This is a genomic window from Geothrix mesophila (assembly GCF_022808835.1).
GTDB lineage: Bacteria > Acidobacteriota > Holophagae > Holophagales > Holophagaceae > Geothrix > Geothrix paludis.
Genome location: NZ_JAKZLD010000001.1, coordinates 1104447 through 1122355, shown reverse-complemented (window position 1 = coordinate 1122355; position 17909 = coordinate 1104447). Strand labels below are relative to the sequence as shown.

At 67.7% G+C, this 17909-nt stretch carries 18 protein-coding genes and 2 tRNA genes; 15 read left to right on the top strand and 5 right to left on the bottom strand.

What is annotated here, in order from left to right:
• Positions 1-44: 44 nt before the first annotated feature.
• Positions 45-1475 (bottom strand): protease Lon-related BREX system protein BrxL, encoded by a 1431-nt coding sequence (gene brxL, locus MLG87_RS05155; protein WP_243294126.1) that lies wholly within the window; start codon positions 1473-1475, stop codon positions 45-47.
• On the opposite strand from brxL, the gene MLG87_RS05150 reads away from it, so the two are divergent.
• From MLG87_RS05150 to MLG87_RS05110, 9 genes are all read left to right on the top strand, one after another.
• Entirely contained in the window at positions 1435-1704 is a 270-nt protein-coding gene (locus MLG87_RS05150) for a COG1470 family protein (RefSeq protein WP_243294568.1), read from the top strand. The two genes, brxL and MLG87_RS05150, sit on opposite strands and share 41 nt — an antisense overlap.
• Positions 1705-1936: 232 nt before the next feature.
• Positions 1937-2851: a hypothetical protein gene (locus tag MLG87_RS05145; RefSeq protein WP_243294125.1), complete on the top strand. Its 915-nt coding sequence runs from the start codon at positions 1937-1939 to the stop codon at positions 2849-2851.
• Positions 2848-3267, top strand: coding sequence for a hypothetical protein (locus MLG87_RS05140; RefSeq protein ID WP_243294124.1), 420 nt, complete (start codon positions 2848-2850; stop codon positions 3265-3267). Before MLG87_RS05145 ends, MLG87_RS05140 begins: the two co-directional genes overlap by 4 nt.
• A 153-nt stretch (positions 3268-3420) precedes the next feature.
• Positions 3421-3690, top strand: coding sequence for a hypothetical protein (locus MLG87_RS05135; protein ID WP_243294123.1), 270 nt, complete (start codon positions 3421-3423; stop codon positions 3688-3690).
• Positions 3691-3701: 11 nt separating this feature from the next.
• Entirely contained in the window at positions 3702-3992 is a 291-nt protein-coding gene (locus MLG87_RS05130; RefSeq protein WP_243294122.1) for a hypothetical protein, read from the top strand.
• 6 nt (positions 3993-3998) lie between these two features.
• Positions 3999-4084, top strand: a tRNA-Leu gene (locus MLG87_RS05125).
• A 196-nt stretch (positions 4085-4280) separates the two neighbouring features.
• Positions 4281-4613, top strand: a complete 333-nt coding sequence (locus tag MLG87_RS05120; protein ID WP_243294121.1) for a c-type cytochrome — start codon at positions 4281-4283, stop codon at positions 4611-4613.
• A gap of 67 nt (positions 4614-4680) precedes the next feature.
• Positions 4681-5055, top strand: a complete 375-nt coding sequence (locus MLG87_RS05115) for a c-type cytochrome (protein WP_243294120.1) — start codon at positions 4681-4683, stop codon at positions 5053-5055.
• 9 nt (positions 5056-5064) lie between these two features.
• Positions 5065-7356: an ATP-dependent helicase gene (locus MLG87_RS05110; RefSeq protein WP_243294119.1), complete on the top strand. Its 2292-nt coding sequence runs from the start codon at positions 5065-5067 to the stop codon at positions 7354-7356.
• Positions 7357-7362: 6 nt separating this feature from the next.
• Here the strand turns inward: MLG87_RS05110 and MLG87_RS05105 are convergent, their stop codons facing one another.
• Both MLG87_RS05105 and MLG87_RS05100 read right to left on the bottom strand, forming a co-directional pair.
• Positions 7363-8280 carry a TIGR01777 family oxidoreductase gene (locus MLG87_RS05105; RefSeq protein ID WP_243294118.1) on the bottom strand — a complete coding sequence of 306 codons (918 nt, stop codon included), beginning with the start codon at positions 8278-8280 and terminating at the stop codon, positions 7363-7365.
• Between the two features lie 128 nt (positions 8281-8408).
• Positions 8409-8639 (bottom strand): cytochrome c3 family protein, encoded by a 231-nt coding sequence (locus MLG87_RS05100; protein WP_243294117.1) that lies wholly within the window; start codon positions 8637-8639, stop codon positions 8409-8411.
• A 164-nt stretch (positions 8640-8803) separates the two neighbouring features.
• On the opposite strand from MLG87_RS05100, the gene MLG87_RS05095 reads away from it, so the two are divergent.
• Positions 8804-10447, top strand: a complete 1644-nt coding sequence (locus MLG87_RS05095) for an NAD(P)/FAD-dependent oxidoreductase (RefSeq protein ID WP_243294116.1) — start codon at positions 8804-8806, stop codon at positions 10445-10447.
• Between the two features lie 268 nt (positions 10448-10715).
• Here MLG87_RS05095 and MLG87_RS05090 read toward each other — a convergent pair whose 3' ends face one another.
• On the bottom strand, positions 10716-11543 hold the full coding sequence (locus MLG87_RS05090) for an energy transducer TonB (protein WP_243294115.1): 828 nt from the start codon (positions 11541-11543) through the stop codon (positions 10716-10718).
• A 93-nt stretch (positions 11544-11636) separates the two neighbouring features.
• Between MLG87_RS05090 and pap the strand changes: the two genes are divergently transcribed.
• Entirely contained in the window at positions 11637-13112 is a 1476-nt protein-coding gene (pap, locus tag MLG87_RS05085) for a polyphosphate:AMP phosphotransferase (RefSeq protein WP_243294114.1), read from the top strand.
• On the opposite strand, the gene MLG87_RS05080 is transcribed toward pap, so the two are convergent.
• Positions 13109-13936, bottom strand: coding sequence for a pyruvate, water dikinase regulatory protein (locus MLG87_RS05080; protein WP_243294113.1), 828 nt, complete (start codon positions 13934-13936; stop codon positions 13109-13111). The two genes, pap and MLG87_RS05080, sit on opposite strands and share 4 nt — an antisense overlap.
• A gap of 23 nt (positions 13937-13959) precedes the next feature.
• Here MLG87_RS05080 and MLG87_RS05075 point away from each other — a divergent pair, with 23 nt between their 5' ends.
• The 4 genes from MLG87_RS05075 to MLG87_RS05060 all read left to right on the top strand — a co-directional run bounded on the left by MLG87_RS05075 (position 13960) and on the right by MLG87_RS05060 (position 17759).
• Positions 13960-15102, top strand: coding sequence for a sensor histidine kinase (locus MLG87_RS05075; protein WP_243294112.1), 1143 nt, complete (start codon positions 13960-13962; stop codon positions 15100-15102).
• A 10-nt stretch (positions 15103-15112) separates the two neighbouring features.
• Entirely contained in the window at positions 15113-16822 is a 1710-nt protein-coding gene (nadE, locus tag MLG87_RS05070) for an NAD(+) synthase (RefSeq protein WP_243294111.1), read from the top strand.
• A 34-nt stretch (positions 16823-16856) separates the two neighbouring features.
• Positions 16857-16943 (top strand) — tRNA-Leu (locus MLG87_RS05065).
• Positions 16944-17354: 411 nt separating this feature from the next.
• Entirely contained in the window at positions 17355-17759 is a 405-nt protein-coding gene (locus tag MLG87_RS05060) for a bacteriohemerythrin (RefSeq protein WP_243294110.1), read from the top strand.
• Positions 17760-17909: the final 150 nt, after the last annotated feature.

The following is a 17909-nucleotide window of genomic DNA, read 5'->3' as shown; positions in this document are numbered from 1 at the left end:
CCCCATTTTCCAACGATCGAGGGTCCCTTAGGCTTTTCAGCTATTCAAAGCCCCAACGCCTTCCAGGCCCCCGTCTTCGGATCGCTGTAGAAGGCTGGGTCCACCTTCTCCATCACATCGCCGGAGACTTCCAGGAAGCTGCGTTTGTTCTCCAGAGGGATGAGGGCTCGGCGGGCACCGTTGTCCAACCCGACCTGGAGGGGCTCCATCAAGGACCTCAAGGGCTTGATGTTCCCCTGGATGCTCATGTCTCCAAGCACCAGCATGGCCGGGGACATGGGAGCCTTTCGGATGGCGGACAGGCAGGCGACGAAGAAGGCCACGCCCAGTTCCGCCTCCATGCGGTTGTTCAGGAGGTCGATGACCTCCACGTGGAAGTCGCTGGTGTCCACGTCACGGGCGGCACCCAGTTCCCCCTTGTGACTGAGCAGGTAGCTGAAGGCCCTCTGGGTGGATTCCTTCGTGAGCCCCGAGACGCCGCCTGCCAGCTTCAACTTGCCGGTGCCTGCGGAGGTGCTCACCTCGATTCGGTAGAGCCCCACGGTGCCGTCTGATCCCACGCTGGCAGAGTAGACCGTGCCAGGGGCCAGGGGGTCCTGGGAGATCAGGTCTCGGCCACCCTGCTCGGGGACGCCGACGAACCTTTCCTCTCCGGTCTCCTGCACCGTGTAGCTGAAACTGGTGTGGTAATACTCGAAGCTGCCCATCTTTTTGAGCTGCTCCTTAACCCGCCGCCGTCCTTCCAAGGCCAGTTCCAGCAACTCGGCCAGCTCGTCCTTGGTGCACTGACCGGTGGGGTGGAGGATCTTCAGCAGGCCGGAAACGGTCTTCCGGACAGCTTTCCGGTCGCGGGCGTTCAGGTGGGCACCTAGGGCGAAGTGATGGTCGATGGCCTCCGTGAAGTTGTGCTTCCGCATCTCCCGCAGGGCCTCAGCCAGGTAGTCCACCACGAAGCCGTAGTGGTCCGTGAACATGTCGTTGCGCATCTTCGGGATCTCCCAGCCTGGGAGGTAGAAGTGCAGGCGGTCGATGAAGGCCATGTCGTCCCGGATGACATCCGGCATGGGCTCGAACAGGTGGCCGCTCTGGACCATCACTTCAATGGGCTGGTTGGTGTTGCCGAACATGGCAATGGAAGCATCGCCTGAGGCAGCCTCCTGGCCCCGCTGATAGGTGCCGGACTCGCAGAAGGTCTTCATCGTTGTGATGACTTCCTTGGGCATCTTCTGGAGGTCGGCCACTTCGTCGAAGCCAACAACGTCCCAGATTTGAACCATGCCCTTCTGCTTGCCGCCCATGTGTCCGAAGAGGTTTGCCACCGTCGTGGGGCCAGTCAACAAAGCCGCGTAGGGGGAGACCTCCTGGATGACATAGCTCTTGCCGGTGCCCCTCGGGCCCAGTTCCACCATGTTGTAGTTTCGCTCGGTGAGGGGGATGAGACGGAGCAGGAAGAGAAGTTTCAACCGGCGGGACATCGCCGACGGCTCGTACGTCCGCGTCCAAGGGCTCGTGAAGAACATCAGCAACCGTGACCTTGATGCCCTTGTGCAGTTCGACCTGGTGAGCCCTTCCGGTGTGATCTTGGAGAACTACCAGAAGACCCTCTTCCGGATTCCTCCCGGCGGTGCCCAGCAGATCGAGTTTGCCATCGCCCCCTACCACCGTGATGCCCACGTCCAAGTCCGGGGCGTGAAGTGGCGGTAGCCATATCACCGAACAGAAGCAGGTCCAAGATGCTGATGCTGTGACCTTCGTCCAGCTTGCCCGAGGTCAGCAGAGGGCCGTGCTGGTCGCGGGCCAGGTTCAGATCGCCTTGATCAAACTCATCGGGATATAGGCCCGACCACCCACATTCCCTCCATCCAGATGCTTTGAGGCCCTACTAAGGCGGAGTCGCCTCCGGGCGGCGTGAATACCCATGTCTGGAGGAGGGTAATTGAGGGAGGGCTTCTGGATCGTCGCCGCGACCGGGGAATACCACCTCATAACGGACCATAGCCTCTGGCTTACAACCCCCAATCAGGCACGGGAGCTTGGGCTCCCCGAGGATGTCGTCGAAGCGATCCAGGCCATACGCCGCCCCTTCGACGGACCCGGGCGCCGCCAGATCCTCATGCTCGCCATGGACAACGGTCTGATCCGCTCGCGGGGCCACGGCCCCGGCGAAGTGACCTTCGAGTTCACGATGGATACCGAGACGGCGATCCGTGCCGTCATCCCCTTCATGAAGGCGACCCTGGGCCCGGCGTCGGTGCCGAAGTTCAACTGCTTGCGAACGGGGGAGTCCATCAGTTTCGTCTACGGCGAGGCCCAGAAGGTCATCGAGGCCGGGGACATCTCGTTCCTGTTCCCAGTCTGGAAACGCCCGACACAGGACCTGCCGATGCGGCGTCCCTTCCTCCTCCTGAAGGACTTCGACAAGTTGCCCGGGTGGACGTGCTGGGAACTACCTGGAAAGCAGGACACGGAAGGGCTAGTCGCCACGCTCCGTCGCCACGCACACCATGGGAGCGGCTGGCTGGCCTTGTCGGACGGGCGGACGTGGAAATTGGCGCCCGGTGCTCCACCTCTAACGCCCTTAGAAACCCTTAACCCTGCACTAGCTGAACGGGCTTGTCCCGACTGCGGTTGGCCCTCAGGGACCAAGGCTTCTCGGTGCCAATGCCAGAACAGGACCGCATGCCGTGTATGTAAAATGCCAATTTTCTTCCCAGCCCCAGGGCATGATTTCGTAAATCTCCAGGGCGGGTCCCTCTACGTTCCCACCTTCGTGGGCTACGCCCACAAGTGCATCCACTGGCCTTCGGTCACGGTGCTCCCCTTCGACGACCTAACTCGGAGGGGGAGTTGACGGCCATCGCCCTATCATTCGTCGTCCTCTGGGCTCTTGTCTGCCTGGGTCTCCGGCTCCGTCTACATGGCCGCCTCCTGGTCGCCGGGACTCCGCTGAGGACCTCGGACTGGGTGCTGCGGGCCCTGGGGGCCCGGTGGCTGCCCAGGGTCAGCCTGGGCCTGCTGATCGTCCAGGGGGTCCGCGAGCCCGGCGTCGTCGTCCACGCTCTTCGGTGTCTCGGTGGGCGCGATGTCCTTGCCCTTGTGGTCGCGGGGGCGTTCCGCCTGTGCGCGACGGCGACCCTCTGGGCCGGGTTCCGCGCTGTCGAGGTGCACCGGATCCACCGACTGCACATGGGCCCATCCCTGATCTGGGAGTTTGCCTTTTGGGCCCATGTAACCCTCAGCGCCTTGCCTTACATCCTCTGGAGCTGAATGGGTATCCACTTGATCAAGGCCATCAATAGGCCCTGGGAAGACGAACTTCCACCACAGGCCGTCCTGCTCGATGAGCGGGTCGCATTCCTCGAAGGCGCCCTGGCTGAGGCGGGTTACAGGGTTCATCTGCTTCCGATTCAGGAGAGGGGGATGGTGCCACCTCGAGATCCCGCCTGGGGCAGCAGGGCGCCCCTCCTGATCTCAGCCCACGTCCGAGACTGGCTAGTCAAGGACCCGAACCCCATGACCCTCGGGGTCAACCTCGTCAACGTCCGGCCCATCCTCCGGCACCCCGATGGCTGCGCCAACCTGGTGATTCGCGCCCTCACCGAGGACGTGCCCGTCTTCGACATCCTTTGGTGCGACTTTGACCCCGACGGGCGGCGGCACCTGATGCTCTTCGCGAGGGAGTCGCTCTGATCCGCCTGACGGTGGATTACGGCTTCGACCTTCACGAGATCAGCATCTCGGACGCCGCCTTCACCTTGATCCAGGCGGGCCAGCCGGTGACTCTCCAGGGGCAGGGCTTCCCAGTAGAGGGTCAGATCGAGGGCGACCTTTGGATGATCAACACCATTGGGCGCGGATTTGTTCGGGTGGTCACCGTCGAGGGCCGCGACGTGTTCGAGGGGAACATCGGCGACGCAGAGGTTGATGTTCGGGTTGCTAGCCTGAACTTTTCACTCCGCCCAACAGGAGATCCAGCTAGCGAAGTAAACTAAGCGGATGCGGGTGTGCTGGAACGGTATACAGAGCAGACTTAAAATCTGCCGAGAGCAATCTCTTGTGGGTTCGAGTCCCACCACCCGCACCAACAAGACTTCGGTGATCGTTCTCAATGCCGTTTGTTGAGCTTTGTAGCTGAAATGTAGCTGAAAAGGTTTTACGTAGAATAAGTTTAATGAAATCAATATCAAGCAACGGATTTTAAGTCCGCGGCGTCTGCCATTCCGCCACGGGCGCAGGGTTCCAGCCTAACGGGGCCCGCGGGCCCGTGGTAGCGTCGAGCCATGGGGATCCGTTTCGCCGCGCTACCGCTCCTGGTGGCCCTGTCTGCCCCCTCGGCCGCCCAGGCGAGGGATCTCCGCGAGTTCTACCGGGAGCGGTGTCTAGTCTGTCACGGGGTGGACGGCACGGGACGGGGGCCCAACGGGGCCCGGTTGGGAGGCCGGAACCTCGCGGATGGTCGTTGGTTCGCCCGCCAGGAGGACGCCGCACTGGCGGTTTCCATTCTCAAGGGCAGGGGGGCGATGCCGGGATTCGGCCGCCAGCTCTCGGAGGGGGAGGCCCGGCGCCTGGTGGCCGATGTGCTGCGTCCCCTGGCTGCGCATAAAAAACCCTGAGGGACCCTTGCGAAGGCCCGCTTCCGGCCCATGCTGGGCACGTGTTTCAACATTCATCGAGGTGGCCATGCGAGCCGGTGTGATGGTCCTCGCCCTTCTGATCCCGATCGGCCTCGGGGCCCAGGCGCCCATGAAATCCGTGGACGAGCTGCGGGCCTTCTTCGCCGAGAACTGCGTCAAGTGCCACGGACCCGACGGATCCGCCCACAGCGCCGAGGGGAAGAAGCTGGGCGGTTTTGATTTCACGGATGCGAAGAAGGTCGCGAAGGAGACCGACGCGGACATGATCAAGACCATCCGCAAAGGCATCTTCTTCGGCCTTGTCATGCCTTCCTTCAAAGCCAGGTTGACGGAAGACGACGCGGCCCTCCTGGTGAAGGATGTCCTCAGGAAGGCGGAGAAGGGCAAAGCCATCGCGCCGAAGGCGGGGACGGGCCGATAGGATGAAGGGATGCCCGATGCGTCCCGCCATCCGTCCGATCACCCCCTGCTCCGCAATCTGAACGCGCCCCAGCGGGAGGCGGTCTGCCATGCCCACGGTCCCCTGCTCCTCCTGGCGGGGGCGGGGTCGGGCAAGACCACGGTGATCACGCGCCGCATCGCCTGGCTCATCGAGGAAGAGGGCGTGCATCCCGGCTCCATCCTGGCCATGACCTTCACCAACAAGGCGGCCGAGGAGATGCGGGAGCGCGTGCAGCGGCTCGTCTCCGTCCCCGCCGCGCAGATGTGGGTGAGCACCTTCCACAGCTTCTGCACCCGCATCCTCCGGCGCGAGGGCGAGCGCACGCCCGTGGGCCGGGACTTCGTCATCTTCGATCCGGCCGACCAGAAGAGCCTCATGAAGCAGGTGCTGGCGGAACTCAAGCTGCCCGAGAAGCAGTACCACCCCAAGCGGGTGCTTGAGCTGATCAGCGATTTCAAGAACCGGTGCCTTTTGCCCGAGGAGGCCCGGGAGGAGGCCCTGGACCCCTGGACGCGCCGGGTGCTGGACGCCTACGACCTCTACCAGAAGGGCCTGCGGAACCACCGCGCCTGCGACTTCGACGACCTCCTGCTCTACACCGAGCGGCTCTTCCGGGACCCCGTCATGCAGGCGGCCTACGGCGAGCGCTTCAAGTTCATCCTCGTGGACGAGTACCAGGACACCAACCGCGCCCAGTACCTGCTCGTGCAGCACCTGGCCAAGCGGCACCACAACCTGTGCGTGGTGGGCGATGAAGATCAGTCGATCTACGGGTGGCGAGGCGCGGACATCCGCAACATCCTCGACTTCCAGCAGGACTTCCCCGAGGCCGTGCGCATCGAGCTGCTGCAGAACTACCGCTCCACGAAGAAGATCCTGGATGCGGCCTCGGAGGTGATCTCCAACAACTCCCAGCGCGTGGAGGGCAAGGGCGCTCTGAAGACCGACCTGGGCGAGGGCGAGACCATCACCTTCAAGCTGGCGGACGAGGGGCGCCAGGAGGCGGAGTGGGTCGTGCAGCGCATCCAGGAGCTTCGCTACCGCGATCCCGAGGCCAAGGTGGCCGTGCTCTACCGCGCCAACTGGCAGTCCCGGCAGATGGAAGAGGCCCTGCGCGCCCAGAACCTGGCCTACCGGCTGGTGGGCGGCGTGAAGTTCTACGAGCGTCAGGAAGTGAAGGACCTGATCTCGTACCTGCGCCTCGTCTCGAATCCCTTCGACTTGGTGAGCTTCCGCCGCTGCGTGAACGCGCCGACGCGGGGCGTGGGGCCCACCACGCTCGGCAAGATCGAGGGCGCCATCCCCGAGGGCGGCACGCCCCTGGAGGGACTTGCGGTGCTGCTGCGGTCGGGCGAGCTGAAGGGCCGTGCCCAGCGGGAGATGGGCAAGTTCCTGGAGCTGTTCCACCGGGCCGCCGCCGAGCGGGAGGCCCAGGGCCTCTCGGGCCTGGTGAAGTGGGTGCTCCAGGAGAGCGGCTATCTCCAGAGCCTGGAGGACGAGGCCACCCTGGAGGCCGAGGGCCGCATCCGCAACCTGGAGGAGTTCCTCAGCGCCGCGGCGGAATCCGAATCCCTGGGCCTGCGCCTGTCGGAGTTCCTGGACCGCATCACCCTCGCGGCGGACGCGGACCAGGTGGAGGAATCCGCCCAGCTCAGCCTCATGACCATCCACTGCGCCAAGGGTCTGGAGTTCCCCTACGTTTTCGTCATCGGCATGGAGGAGGATGTCTTCCCCAACCGCAACGCCCGGGAAACGCCGGAGGGACTCGAGGAGGAGCGCCGGCTCTTCTACGTGGCCATCACGCGGGCCCAGCGGCGCTTGACACTGAGTGCGGCCCGGCGGCGGCGGGTCATGGGCACCGAGATGCTCTCCATGCCCAGCCGCTTCCTGAGGGAGATTCCCGCGGAGACGCTGGCGGCGCCCATCCGCTGGGGTACCGAGCTCTACCAGTCCGGCGAGGGCGTGCGGCCCGGCAGCTCCTTCACCCGGGGCGCCGGTGGGTCCTCCGTGGCCACGGAGCTCCAGCGCATCCGCAGCTTCTTCGACCGCGTCAAGGAGGTTCCACCAGCGGAGCCGGATGGCGGCAGCTTCCCTGAACCCGCCGAAGCAAAAGATCCGACGGCGTTCGAGGCGGGCACCCGGGTGAGGAGCCCGCGCTTCGGGGAGGGCACCGTGCTGGCGGCCACCGGCCGCGGCGAAGGCCTCACCTACACCGTCCGCTTCGACCAGGGCGGGGACAAGCGCATCATGGCCCGGTTTGGGGGATTGGTCAGGGCCTGAGCTCGATCACAGCAGATCCGCCAGCGCCGCGGCCGCCTCGGTGAACAGGAACTCGAAGCCCAGGGCCCTGGCCCGGGCCGGAGCCACGAAGGCGCCCTGGAGCAGCAGGGCGTCGGCCATGTCGCCCAGCACCACTTTCATGGCGGCCGCGGTGAGGCGTCCGGGGACAGGCAGGAGGGGGCGGTGTAGCTGCCGCGCCAGGAGATCCGTGAAGGCCTCGTTGTCCAGGAACCCTGGCGCCGTGCCGTTGAAGGGGCCTTCCCAGGCGTCGTTCCGCGCCGCTTCCAGGAACATGGCCACGAGATCATCCCGGTGGATCCAGCTGAGGCCCTGCTTTCCCGACCCGAGGGCACAGCCGAGGTAGTACCGCACCGGCAACGCCATCTTCGGCAGGGCGCCGCCCTCCCGGGCCAGCACGACTCCGGTGCGGATGCGGACCACGCGCACCCCGATCGCCGAGGCGGCCATGGCCTCCGCCTCCCAATCCCGGCAGGTCTCCGCGAGGAACCCGGTCCCCGGCGCGGTGCCTTCGTCCACGGGGGTCCTGTCGCGGGCCCCGTAGTAGCCGATGGCCGAGGCGTTCACCAGAGCCCGGGGTGGCTTCTGGCAGTCCCGCATGGCCTCCACGAGGCGGCGGGTCGCCTGGGTCCGGCTCTCCCGGATGGCGGCCTTGCGGGCCACCGTCCAGCGCTGGTCGGCGATGCCCTCGCCCGCCAGGTTGATGACCGCGTCCGCGCCGTCCAGCAGGGCCGGAAGGTCCTCCCATCCGTGGGCGAGGGCGCCCGCGGGCAGATCCGCGGCCGGTACGCGACGGGTCAGCACATGCACCTGGGCCCCCAGGTCCAGAAGATCGCGGACGAGTGGCCGGCCCACCAACCCTGTCCCGCCGGCGACCACCACCCGATTCAGGACCTTCGGTTCCACAGCGCCTCCCGGGGAAACACCGACTCGATTGTCCATGGAAAGGCGGTCAGATGAGCGGTACACCCCGATCGATTCATAAAAAAGCGGCGCGGAAGGTTTCCGCGCCGCTTTCAGAGATTCGGGGAAGACTACTTCTTGGTGGTGGTGAACTTGCCGTCCGCCCAGCCGTGGCAGTCCTTGCACTGGGCTTCCTTGTACTTCGCGACCATCTTGGCGGCGGCGGCATTGAACTTCTTGTCCTTGGGGGCGCCCTCGTGGCAGGTGGTGCACTTGGCGCCCTTCACGGTGGTGGGCTTGGCCATGGCGGGCACGGTGCACAGGAAGGCGGCAGCGGCGAGGAGGAGGATGGAACGGCGCATGGAATCTCCTGGGGGGTGGGCCGCAGTGCGCGGCGTAAGGGGATGCCCCCATTCTGCATCGAGTGTCACGGGTTTGTATCCAAGAGATTCTGTCTCGATTCGCAGGGCTGACCGCTACGCTGGTAGCTGGCTTTGGGCCTCGGAGGCCCCCCTGCCGAGGCCTCATGCGCTACCTTTTTTCCAACCTGCCGCTCAACCTGGGGGAAGAGGCGCTCGACCTGGCTGTTCCCCTGGCCCATGCCCTGGGGGGGAAGCCGGAGGAATATCAGGCCGTCACCCTCGAGCGCCGCAGTCTTGACGCCCGTCACAAGGGCGCCATCCGCTTCCTGGCGACGGTCAGCTTCGACACGGACCGGAGGCTGGAGCCGGGGGCGCTGCCCGGTGGCCTCAAGCTGGACGTGGCACCGGCCCCGGCGCCCTATGCGGTGGCCCCGCCGCCGCGCCGGCCCCGGGTCGTGGTGGTGGGCAGCGGTCCCGCCGGCACCTTCTGCGCCCTGCGTCTGCTGGACTACGGCATCGAGCCCATCGTGCTCGAGCGCGGCCCCGCCATGGGCGAGCGCGTGCAGGCCATCGCGGGCCTGTGGAAGGACGCGGTGCTGGATCCGGAGGCCAACGCGCAGTTCGGCGAAGGTGGCGCGGGCACCTTCAGCGACGGCAAGCTCACCACGCGCATCGGCCACCCGGCCACCCGCTACGTGCTGGAGGCCTTCGTGCGCTTCGGGGCGAACCCCCGGATCCTCTACCTGGCCAAGCCCCACGTGGGCACGGATGTCATCCGCCGCTGCACGGTGCTCATCCGGAAGGAGGCCCAGGCCCGGGGGGCGCAGTACCGCTTCCGGGCCCGCCTGGCGGACATCCGCTTCGACGGGGAGGGCCGCGTCCGCGCCGCGGTGCTGGCCGACGGCGAGGAGATCCCCTGCGAGGCTCTGGTGCTGGCGCCGGGCCACAGCGCCCGCGACACCTTCGAGATGCTGCACGGCCATGGTGTCGCCATGCGCCAGAAACCCTTCGCCATGGGCGTGCGGGTGGAGCATCCCCAGGACCTCATCGACCGTTCCCAGTACGGACCCAGCGCGGGCCATCCCTCGCTGCCCGCCGCGGACTACAAGCTGGTCTGCAACTTCGGCTTGAACCGCGCGGCCTACAGCTTCTGCATGTGTCCCGGCGGCGAGGTCATCCAGTGCAGCAGCGAGGAAGGCGGCGTGGTGGTGAACGGCATGAGCAACGAGAAGCGCGACTCGGGCTTCGCCAACTCGGGGCTGGTGGCCAAGGTGAACACGGCGGATTTCGGCAGCGACCACCTCCTGGGCGGCATGTACTTCCAGCGGAAGTGGGAACAGGCGGCGTTCCGCGCCGCGGGCGAGACCTACGGCGCCCCGGCCATGTCGGTGCAGGATTTCCTCAAGGGTCGCGGCACGGGCCGCCTCCCCCGCACCAGCTTCAAGCCCTTCGCCGTGGCCGCGGACCTGCGCACCTGCCTGCCGGACTTCGTGCGGGAACAGCTGGCGGGCGCCCTGCCCACCTTCGACAGGAAGATCCACGGTTTCGCCAGCAGCCAGGCCATCCTGCTGGCCATCGAGAGCCGCACCAGCAGCCCCATCCAGCTCCTGCGGGGGGAAGACGGGCAGTCCGTGACCCACCCGGGCCTCTACCCTTGCGGGGAGGGCGCCGGCTTCGCCGGAGGCATCACCTCCGCCGCCGTGGACGGCATCCGCGTGGCCGAGTGGATCGCCCAGTCCGCCGGCGCGCCCGCGTTCCAGCCCTTCGAGAAGCAGGTGCGGGCCGGGGATCTGGCGAACGAGTACTAGGGCCTGTTTTCAAAGTGGGACGCCGCCGCGACGCTGCCCAGCCGCGCTCATGGCAAGGCGGCGGCCGAAGGGCGATGCGGGACATCGTTCGAGGCCGGCAACGCAGCCAGGGGTGCGGCTGGGCAGCGTCCCGGAGGGCAAGGGGCGGCGCCCGGCGCGATGCTGCGTCAAGCTCCTCGACGATGGGTCCACCATCGCCTTCGTCGCTTTCCTTGCCTCGCTTGGGCGGCGCCCCTTGCGCGGCCACGCCCCACTTTGAAAACAGGCCCTAGGGGCGCTTCGTCCGTGCGGGATCGACGGCAGGCTCCAGGAGCCTGAAGGGGATGGGCAGCCTGAACCAGGCCCACCGGGCCGCGCCGTCCTGGACCACCGGCGTGAACCGCCACTGGAGCACGTACTGCAGGGCCGTGGCGCGGAGATCCTGGGGCCCGTTTTCGACGACGGCCCGGACCGGGCGACCCTCGGGGTCCACGGCGACGATCACCTGGACGGTGCCCTGGAGGCTCTTGGCCTTGGCCAGGGGCGGATAGGTCGGGGCGAGGGGCTGGTGTCGGATCAGGTCCTTGGCGAAGGCCACCTCCACGGGCTTCGGCAGAGGCGAGGGCGGAATCGGGATGGCCAGGGGGGCGGGCGTGCCGATGAGGGTCCGGGCCGCCTGGGCCTTGCCGAGGAGCGAAAGGGCGATCAGGGAGGCGATCCGCGAGGCCTCCGCCGGGAGCTCCTGCCCGGCGGCGTGGGCGGAGAGGCTGGCACCCGTCCAGCGGTACTCCTCGTCCCGGGGCATTCCCTCCAGGTCCGTGAGGCGCTCCAGGGCGCCGTGGATGGCGAGGAGGTGCGCTCCTTCGGGCAGGGGCGTGGCCTCCATCGTGAGATCGAGCTTGTAGGCGCCCTGACCGGCGGCCTCCGAGGGGGTGAGGACGCCGAGGCCACCCTCCTTCAGGCGGGCCGCGAGGTCCGCCTCCAGCTTCGGCAGGTCCAGGTCCGGGGCCGTGCCCTGGAGCGACAGACGGACCGCCCGCACCGGGCCCTTGGGGGCGACCGGGGCCTGGGTGGCCAGCAGGCACGCGGGAAGCAGGAAGGCGGCGGATCGGATCATGGGAGCTCCAGACCTCCATGATCACAGGAAGCGGCCTAGAATCACCCATCGCGCCGTCGGCTCGACGCGCGGACCATCCGCCCCGGAGGAACCATGTTCGAATCCGCGGAGCTCGGCCACAGGATCGAGAAGGAGGCGTGGGAGCGCGAGGTCCCCCTCCTGCGGGAGGCGCTGCTGGACGCCCAGTACGACCTGTCCTCGGCGAAGTTCCCCGTCATCATCCTCGTGGCGGGCGTGGACGGGGCCGGCAAGAGCGAGACCGTGAACACCCTCAACGAGTGGATGGACCCGCGGCACATCCAGACCCACGGCCTCGCGGAGCCCTCGGACGAGGAACGCGAGCGGCCCCACATGTACCGCTACTGGCGCCTGCTGCCGCCCAAGGGCAAGATCGGCATCTTCGACGGCTCCTGGTACACCTGGCCCATCCTGGAGCGGGCCTACGGGCGGATCAAGACCTCGGACCTGGACCAGGACATGGCCCGGGTGGCGCGCTTCGAGCAGATGCTCATCCACGAGGGCGCCCTGGTGCTGAAGTTCTGGATGCACCTGGGGAAGGACGCACAGAAGAAGCGCCTGAAAGGGCTGGAGAAGGATCCCAAGACCCGCTGGCGGGTGACGCCAGGGGACTGGAAGCGCTTCGAGATGTACGACACCTTCCGCGAGGTGTCCGAACGGGCGCTGCGGTCCACCAGCACGGGGGATGCCCCCTGGATCGTGGTGGAGGCCACCGATCCCCGCTACCAGCGGCTCACGGTGGGGAAGATCCTGCTGGAGCGGCTGAGGGCCCGACTCGACCAGCCGGCGCCCGTCATCCCGGTCCTGCCGAGCCACCCGGCCCGCAAGCCCATCGATGACGTCAACATCCTGCGGGCCCTGGACCTGACCCGGCGGATGGACAAGAAGGACTACGAGGACGAGCTCCTCACGCTGCAAGGGAAGCTGAACCTGCTCACCCGCCATCGAAATTTCCGGAAACACGCCGTGGTGCTGGCCTTCGAGGGTGTGGACGCGGCGGGGAAGGGGGGCGGCATCCGCCGCGTCACCCAAGCCCTGGACGCCCGGCTGTACCAGATCCACCCCATCGCGGCGCCCACGGAGGACGAGCGGGCCCAGCCCTACCTCTGGCGGTTCTGGCGCCACCTGCCGCGCCGCGGCCGGGTGGCCATCTTCGACCGCAGCTGGTACGGCCGGGTGCTGGTGGAGCGGGTGGAGGGATTCTGCTCCGAGACGGACTGGCAGCGGGCCTACAGCGAGATCAACGAGTTCGAGGACCAGATCGTCCGCAGCCGGAGCATCCTCCTCAAGTTCTGGCTCTCCATCAGCCAGGAGGAGCAGCTCCGCCGCTTCCAGGAGCGCGAGACGACTCCCTTCAAGCGCTTCAAGATCACGGAGGAGGACTGGCGCAACCGCGAGAAGTGGCCCGCCTACGAAACGGCCATCTGCGACATGCTCGACCGCACCAGCACCGAGATCGCCCCCTGGACCCTGGTGGAGAGCGAGGACAAGTACTACGGCCGGATCAAGATCCTCCGAACCATCGTGAAGCGGCTGGAGGATGAGCTTTAGACCGCCCGTTCCTTGCCGAACACCCGGTCCAGCACCAGGCCGGCGGTTTCCTCGATGCTGCGGCCAGTGACATCGAGGATGGGCCAGCGGCGGTGCTGCTTGAAGACCTCGTCAGCGTAGACCAGCTCCTCCAGGATGCGGCCCAGGTCGCTGTAGGTGTCCGCGGTGCCGGTCGCGCCGAGGCGCTTGAGGCGGTAGGCGCGGATCTCCTGGAGCCGGTCCGGCTGGATGGTGAGCCCCACGATGCGGCCCTGGGGGATGGAATCGAGCTCGGGGGGCGGCGGCACGCCGGGCACCAGCGGCACGTTGAGCACTTTGTAGCCTTCCATGGCGAGGTACATGGAGAGCGGTGTCTTGCTGGTGCGGCTGATGCCCACCAGCACGATGTCGGCGTCCGGCAGGCCGGCCATATCGATGCCGTCGTCGAACTTCAGCGCGAACTCGATGGCCTCGATGCGGCGGAAATACTTGTCGCCCACCGCGTGGAAGCTGCCCGGGCGTTCCTCCGGGCGCTCCCGGAGGTAGAGGGCCAGGGTGTCCAGCAGGTTGCCGAAGAGGTCCACCTGGGTGAGCCGCAGCTCCGCACAGCGGTCCGCGAGGTAGAACCGCATCTCCCGCGACACCGTGGTGTGGATGATCACCGCCCGCTTGTCCGCGGCCAGCTGGAGCACCCGGTCCATGTCCTCCTTGGACCGCACGTTCTGGAACCTCCGGACCAGGGCGGAGCCTTCCCCCTTGGCGAACTGGGTCAGCGCCGCCTGCACCATCCGCATGGCGGTCTCGCCGGAACCTCCGGACACCACGTAGATGGGCTGCCTGTCCATGAGAATGAGCATACCCTGGGGCGATGGAACCGCTGTCCCGTACCATCGTGTGGCTGGCCCTCGCCCTTCCCGCGGGGGTGGCCCTCGGCGGCCTGGCCCTTGTCCTCGTGCGCCTGGCGCGGCTGCACCGCCGCGCGAAGGCGGATCCCGAAGCCCTCCTGCTCTCTGCGGTGTCCGGCAGCCTGCGGGAGCGGGGGGAGCTGGCGAACTCCCTCGGGGAACTCCGGACCGTCCACGAGCGGCTGCTGGACGCGCTCCCCATGGGCGTGCTGTGGGTGGATCAGCGCCAGCGGCTGGCGGCGCTGAACCAGAGGGGCTGCGACCTCCTGGGGGTCCGGCCCGGCGTGGTGGGCCTGGAGGCGGCGTTCGTGCTGGAACCCTTCCCCTGGCTGCGGGAGGCCCTGGGGCGGGATCCCGGCCCCCCCTGGCGGTGCGCCGCCGGCGGGCGCCGCTGGCGGCTCCAGCGCATCGAGGCCCCGGATCGCATCGGCGCGCTCGTGCAGTTCGAGGATGTCACCGAGGCCGAGGCGGAGGCGCATCGCCGGCAGCTGCGGGAGCGGTTCGCGGATCTGGGCGAGATGACCGCGGGCGTGGCCCATCAGCTGAAGAACGGGCTGGCGGTCCTCAAGGGCCGGGGCCAGATGCTGAAGCGGAGCGGCCATGGCGAGGCCGCGGAGGCCCTACTGGAGGAGACCGAGGATCTGGAGCGGCTCGTCCAGCGGTTCCTCCAATGGGCCAAGCCGCTGGATCCGGCCGCGGAACCGCTCCGCCTGGAGGAGACGGTCGCCCAGGCGGTGGTGGAATTGAAGCGCCGGCCGGTGAGCCAGGGCCGCGTCCTGGCGGTGGAGGGAGAAGGAGAGGCCACGGGCGACCCGCTGCTGCTCCACCAGGCCCTGGTGAACCTGCTGGAGAACGCCTGCCAGGCCACGCCTCTGGGCGGGCGGATCCTGGTGAGGGTGGCCCAGGGGCGGATCGACATCCAGGACGATGGTCCCGGGTTGTCCGAAGACACGGCCATCCGCATGCTCCGGCCCTTCGAGAGCGGTCGGCCGGACGGGACGGGGCTCGGGCTCCCCCTGGCGCTGAAGTGGCTGAACGCCCAGGGAGCGGACCTGCGCCTGGCGCGGCGCGAGGGGGGCGGCACCTGCGCGGAGATCCGCTGGTAAGTTGGTAGCCATGCGCATCGCCCTGCTCCAGCTCAACGCCCGCCTGGGAGATCCCGAAGGCAACGGCCGGATCCTGGAAGCCGCCTATGCGGAGGCCGTGGCCGCGGGGGCGGAGCTGGTCCTGGCGCCGGAACTCGCCATCCCCGGATACCTGGCCGAGGACCGGCTCTGGGAGCAGGGGCTGCGCCACCGGATCGAGCGTGAATCCCACCGCCTGGCCGCGCTGACAGGGAAGGTACCGCTGCTCTTCGGCACGGCGCGGCCCGCCCCCTCGGGCCGCCTCTGGAATGAGTTGTGGTGGTGCGAGGGCGGCGCCCTGCGCCACTGCGCGCACAAGCGGGTGCTGCCGAGCTACGACATCTTCGACGAGCACCGCTACTTCGAGCCGGACCTCTCGCCCCAGCCGCTGGTGGCCTTCGGCGGCCATCGCGTCGGCCTGTCCATCTGCGAGGACCTCTGGGCGGATCCGCAGCTGGGCAATGCGCCGGTGGACTACGGCATCGATCCCGTCGCGGACCTGGTCGCCGCGGGCGCCACGCTGATCCTCAACGCCAGCGCGAGCCCCAGTGGCCTCGGGAGCTGGCTGCCGCCGGGGCGCACCGCCCCCTGGGCCATCCCCTCGAAGGACGCGCAGCGCCAGCGCCTCCTGCCGGGGCTTGCCCGGAAGCACGCGGTTCCCATCGCCTACGCCAGCCGGGTGGGCGCCGAGAGCTGGCTGCTCTTCGATGGCGGATCGGGTCTCGCCCTTCCCGATGGGCGCTGGCAGGGCTGCGAGCCGTTCCACCAGGGCCTCTCCATGGTGGACACGGAGCGGCCCGGCGCGGCATGGCGGCCCGTCGAGGAGGGATCTTGGCTGCGGACCGCCCTGGTGCTGGGGATTCGCGAAAACCTGGCCAAGCAGGGGCTCGAGGCGGTGGTGATGGGGCTGTCCGGCGGCATCGACAGCGCCGTGGCCGCGGCGCTCGCGGTGGAGGCCCTGGGGCCGGGCCGCGTGCTGGGCGTGGCCCTGCCCACGCGCTTCAGCAGCGGGGAGAGCTCGGCCCTGGCGGAGCAGCAGGCCCGGCAGCTCGGCATGGGCTTCCTGCACATCAACGTGGACGCGCCATTCGCGGAGTTCACCGCCGCGCTGGAACAGGCGCTTCCGGGCCGCGCCTTCAGCCTCACGGACGAGAACCTGCAGAGCCGCTGCCGCGGCAGCCTGCTCATGGCCCTGACGTCGGAGCCGGAGGTCCATCGGCGCCTCGGCACCGGCCGGGTGGCCGTCCTGAACACGGGCAACAAGAGCGAAGCGGCCACCGGATACTTCACCCTCTATGGCGACGGCATCGGGGCCTTCGCACCGCTGGGCGACTGCCTCAAGGCCCGGGTGTACGCGGTGGCGCGGGAACTCGGCGAGGCCGTGCCCCGCGGCGTGGTGGAGCGCCCCCCCACGGCGGAGCTGCGCCCGGACCAGACGGACGAGGCCAGCCTGCTGCCCTACGCCCAGCTGGACGCCATCCTGGGCGCGGCATTGGAGGCCCAGCGTCCCGAGGAGGGCCTCGCAGAGGATCTGGCCCTGCTGCTGGAAGGCCCCGCCCTGGCCCAGGCCAGAGCCTCCCTGCCGCGGATTCTGGGGCTCCTGCGCCGGATGGAATTCAAGCGGCGCCAGCTCCCCTTCGCGTTCAAGGTGAGCCCCAAGGCCTTCGGGGCGGGGCGGAGGATTCCCCTCACGGCATTGTGAGAACCCGCGTCGCCGCGCTATCCTGGCCCTTCGCGCCGGTGTGGCGAAATGGCAGACGCGACGGACTCAAAATCCGTTTCCCCCTAAAGGAGTGTCGGTTCGAGTCCGACCACCGGTACCATCCGAGGGCCCCGACGGGGCCCTTCTCGTATCCGGTGGTCGGGCTCGAAATCGCGGATGGCGGCCAGGCTGACTCGGAGCCGACGCCCTTCGCACTTCGTGCCGCCATCGGCTTCGCCGATGCGGTCCTATTCGCCTTTGGCGAATGGTGGCGCCGCCGGAAACGCCGTGGCCAGCCAGCCGCGCGGCGGGAACCGGAGTCCGACCACCGGTACCATCCAAGGGCCCCCATGGGGCCCTTTCCCATTCGCCGCCAGGGATCAGATGGGAAATCACAATCTTCTTGATCTGGATGTCGTGGAAGACTACATTCAGCTGGAAGTCCCCTGTGGAAAGATCCGTGTGGTGCATGCCCGCTCGCGTCGGCCTCTGACCGGATCCCCAACCTGTCGCCGCGAAAAGGATCTGGCCCATGGACGTTGTTTGGAACACCCGCTACAACACGGGCATCCAGATCATCGACGAGCAGCACCAGGAACTCTTCTCCACGGTGGACCGGCTCAGGAGTTCCGTCCAGTCGGGCGCTGACCGTACGGAGGTGGAGGCGCTCCTGGCCACGCTGGTCAGCCATTCCGAGCGCCACTTCGCCACCGAGGAATCCTTCATGGCGCGGTACGCCTACCCGGACCTGACTCAGCATGTGGCCGAGCACGCGTCCATGCTCACGAGCCTCCACGAGCTGCTCAGCAAGTTCCAGGAGAGCCCCCACGCCCTGGCCCTGATGGTGCCGACCTTCATGGAAGGCTGGCTGAAGCACCACATCAGCGACGGGGATTTCGGGTTCGTGACCTTCCTGAAATCACGAAACCTGGCCTGAGAGGCCCGCCATGAGGGCCCGGTGAAGGCTGTTGGGATTTGCCGGAAACTTTTTGGGCAAAAATGGCACTTGAGTCGCTCGATCAGAATCGGAGATCCTTGATCTTTCCCAGCCGCGGAGGACCGGAATAAACCGGGACCCGTATTTCTA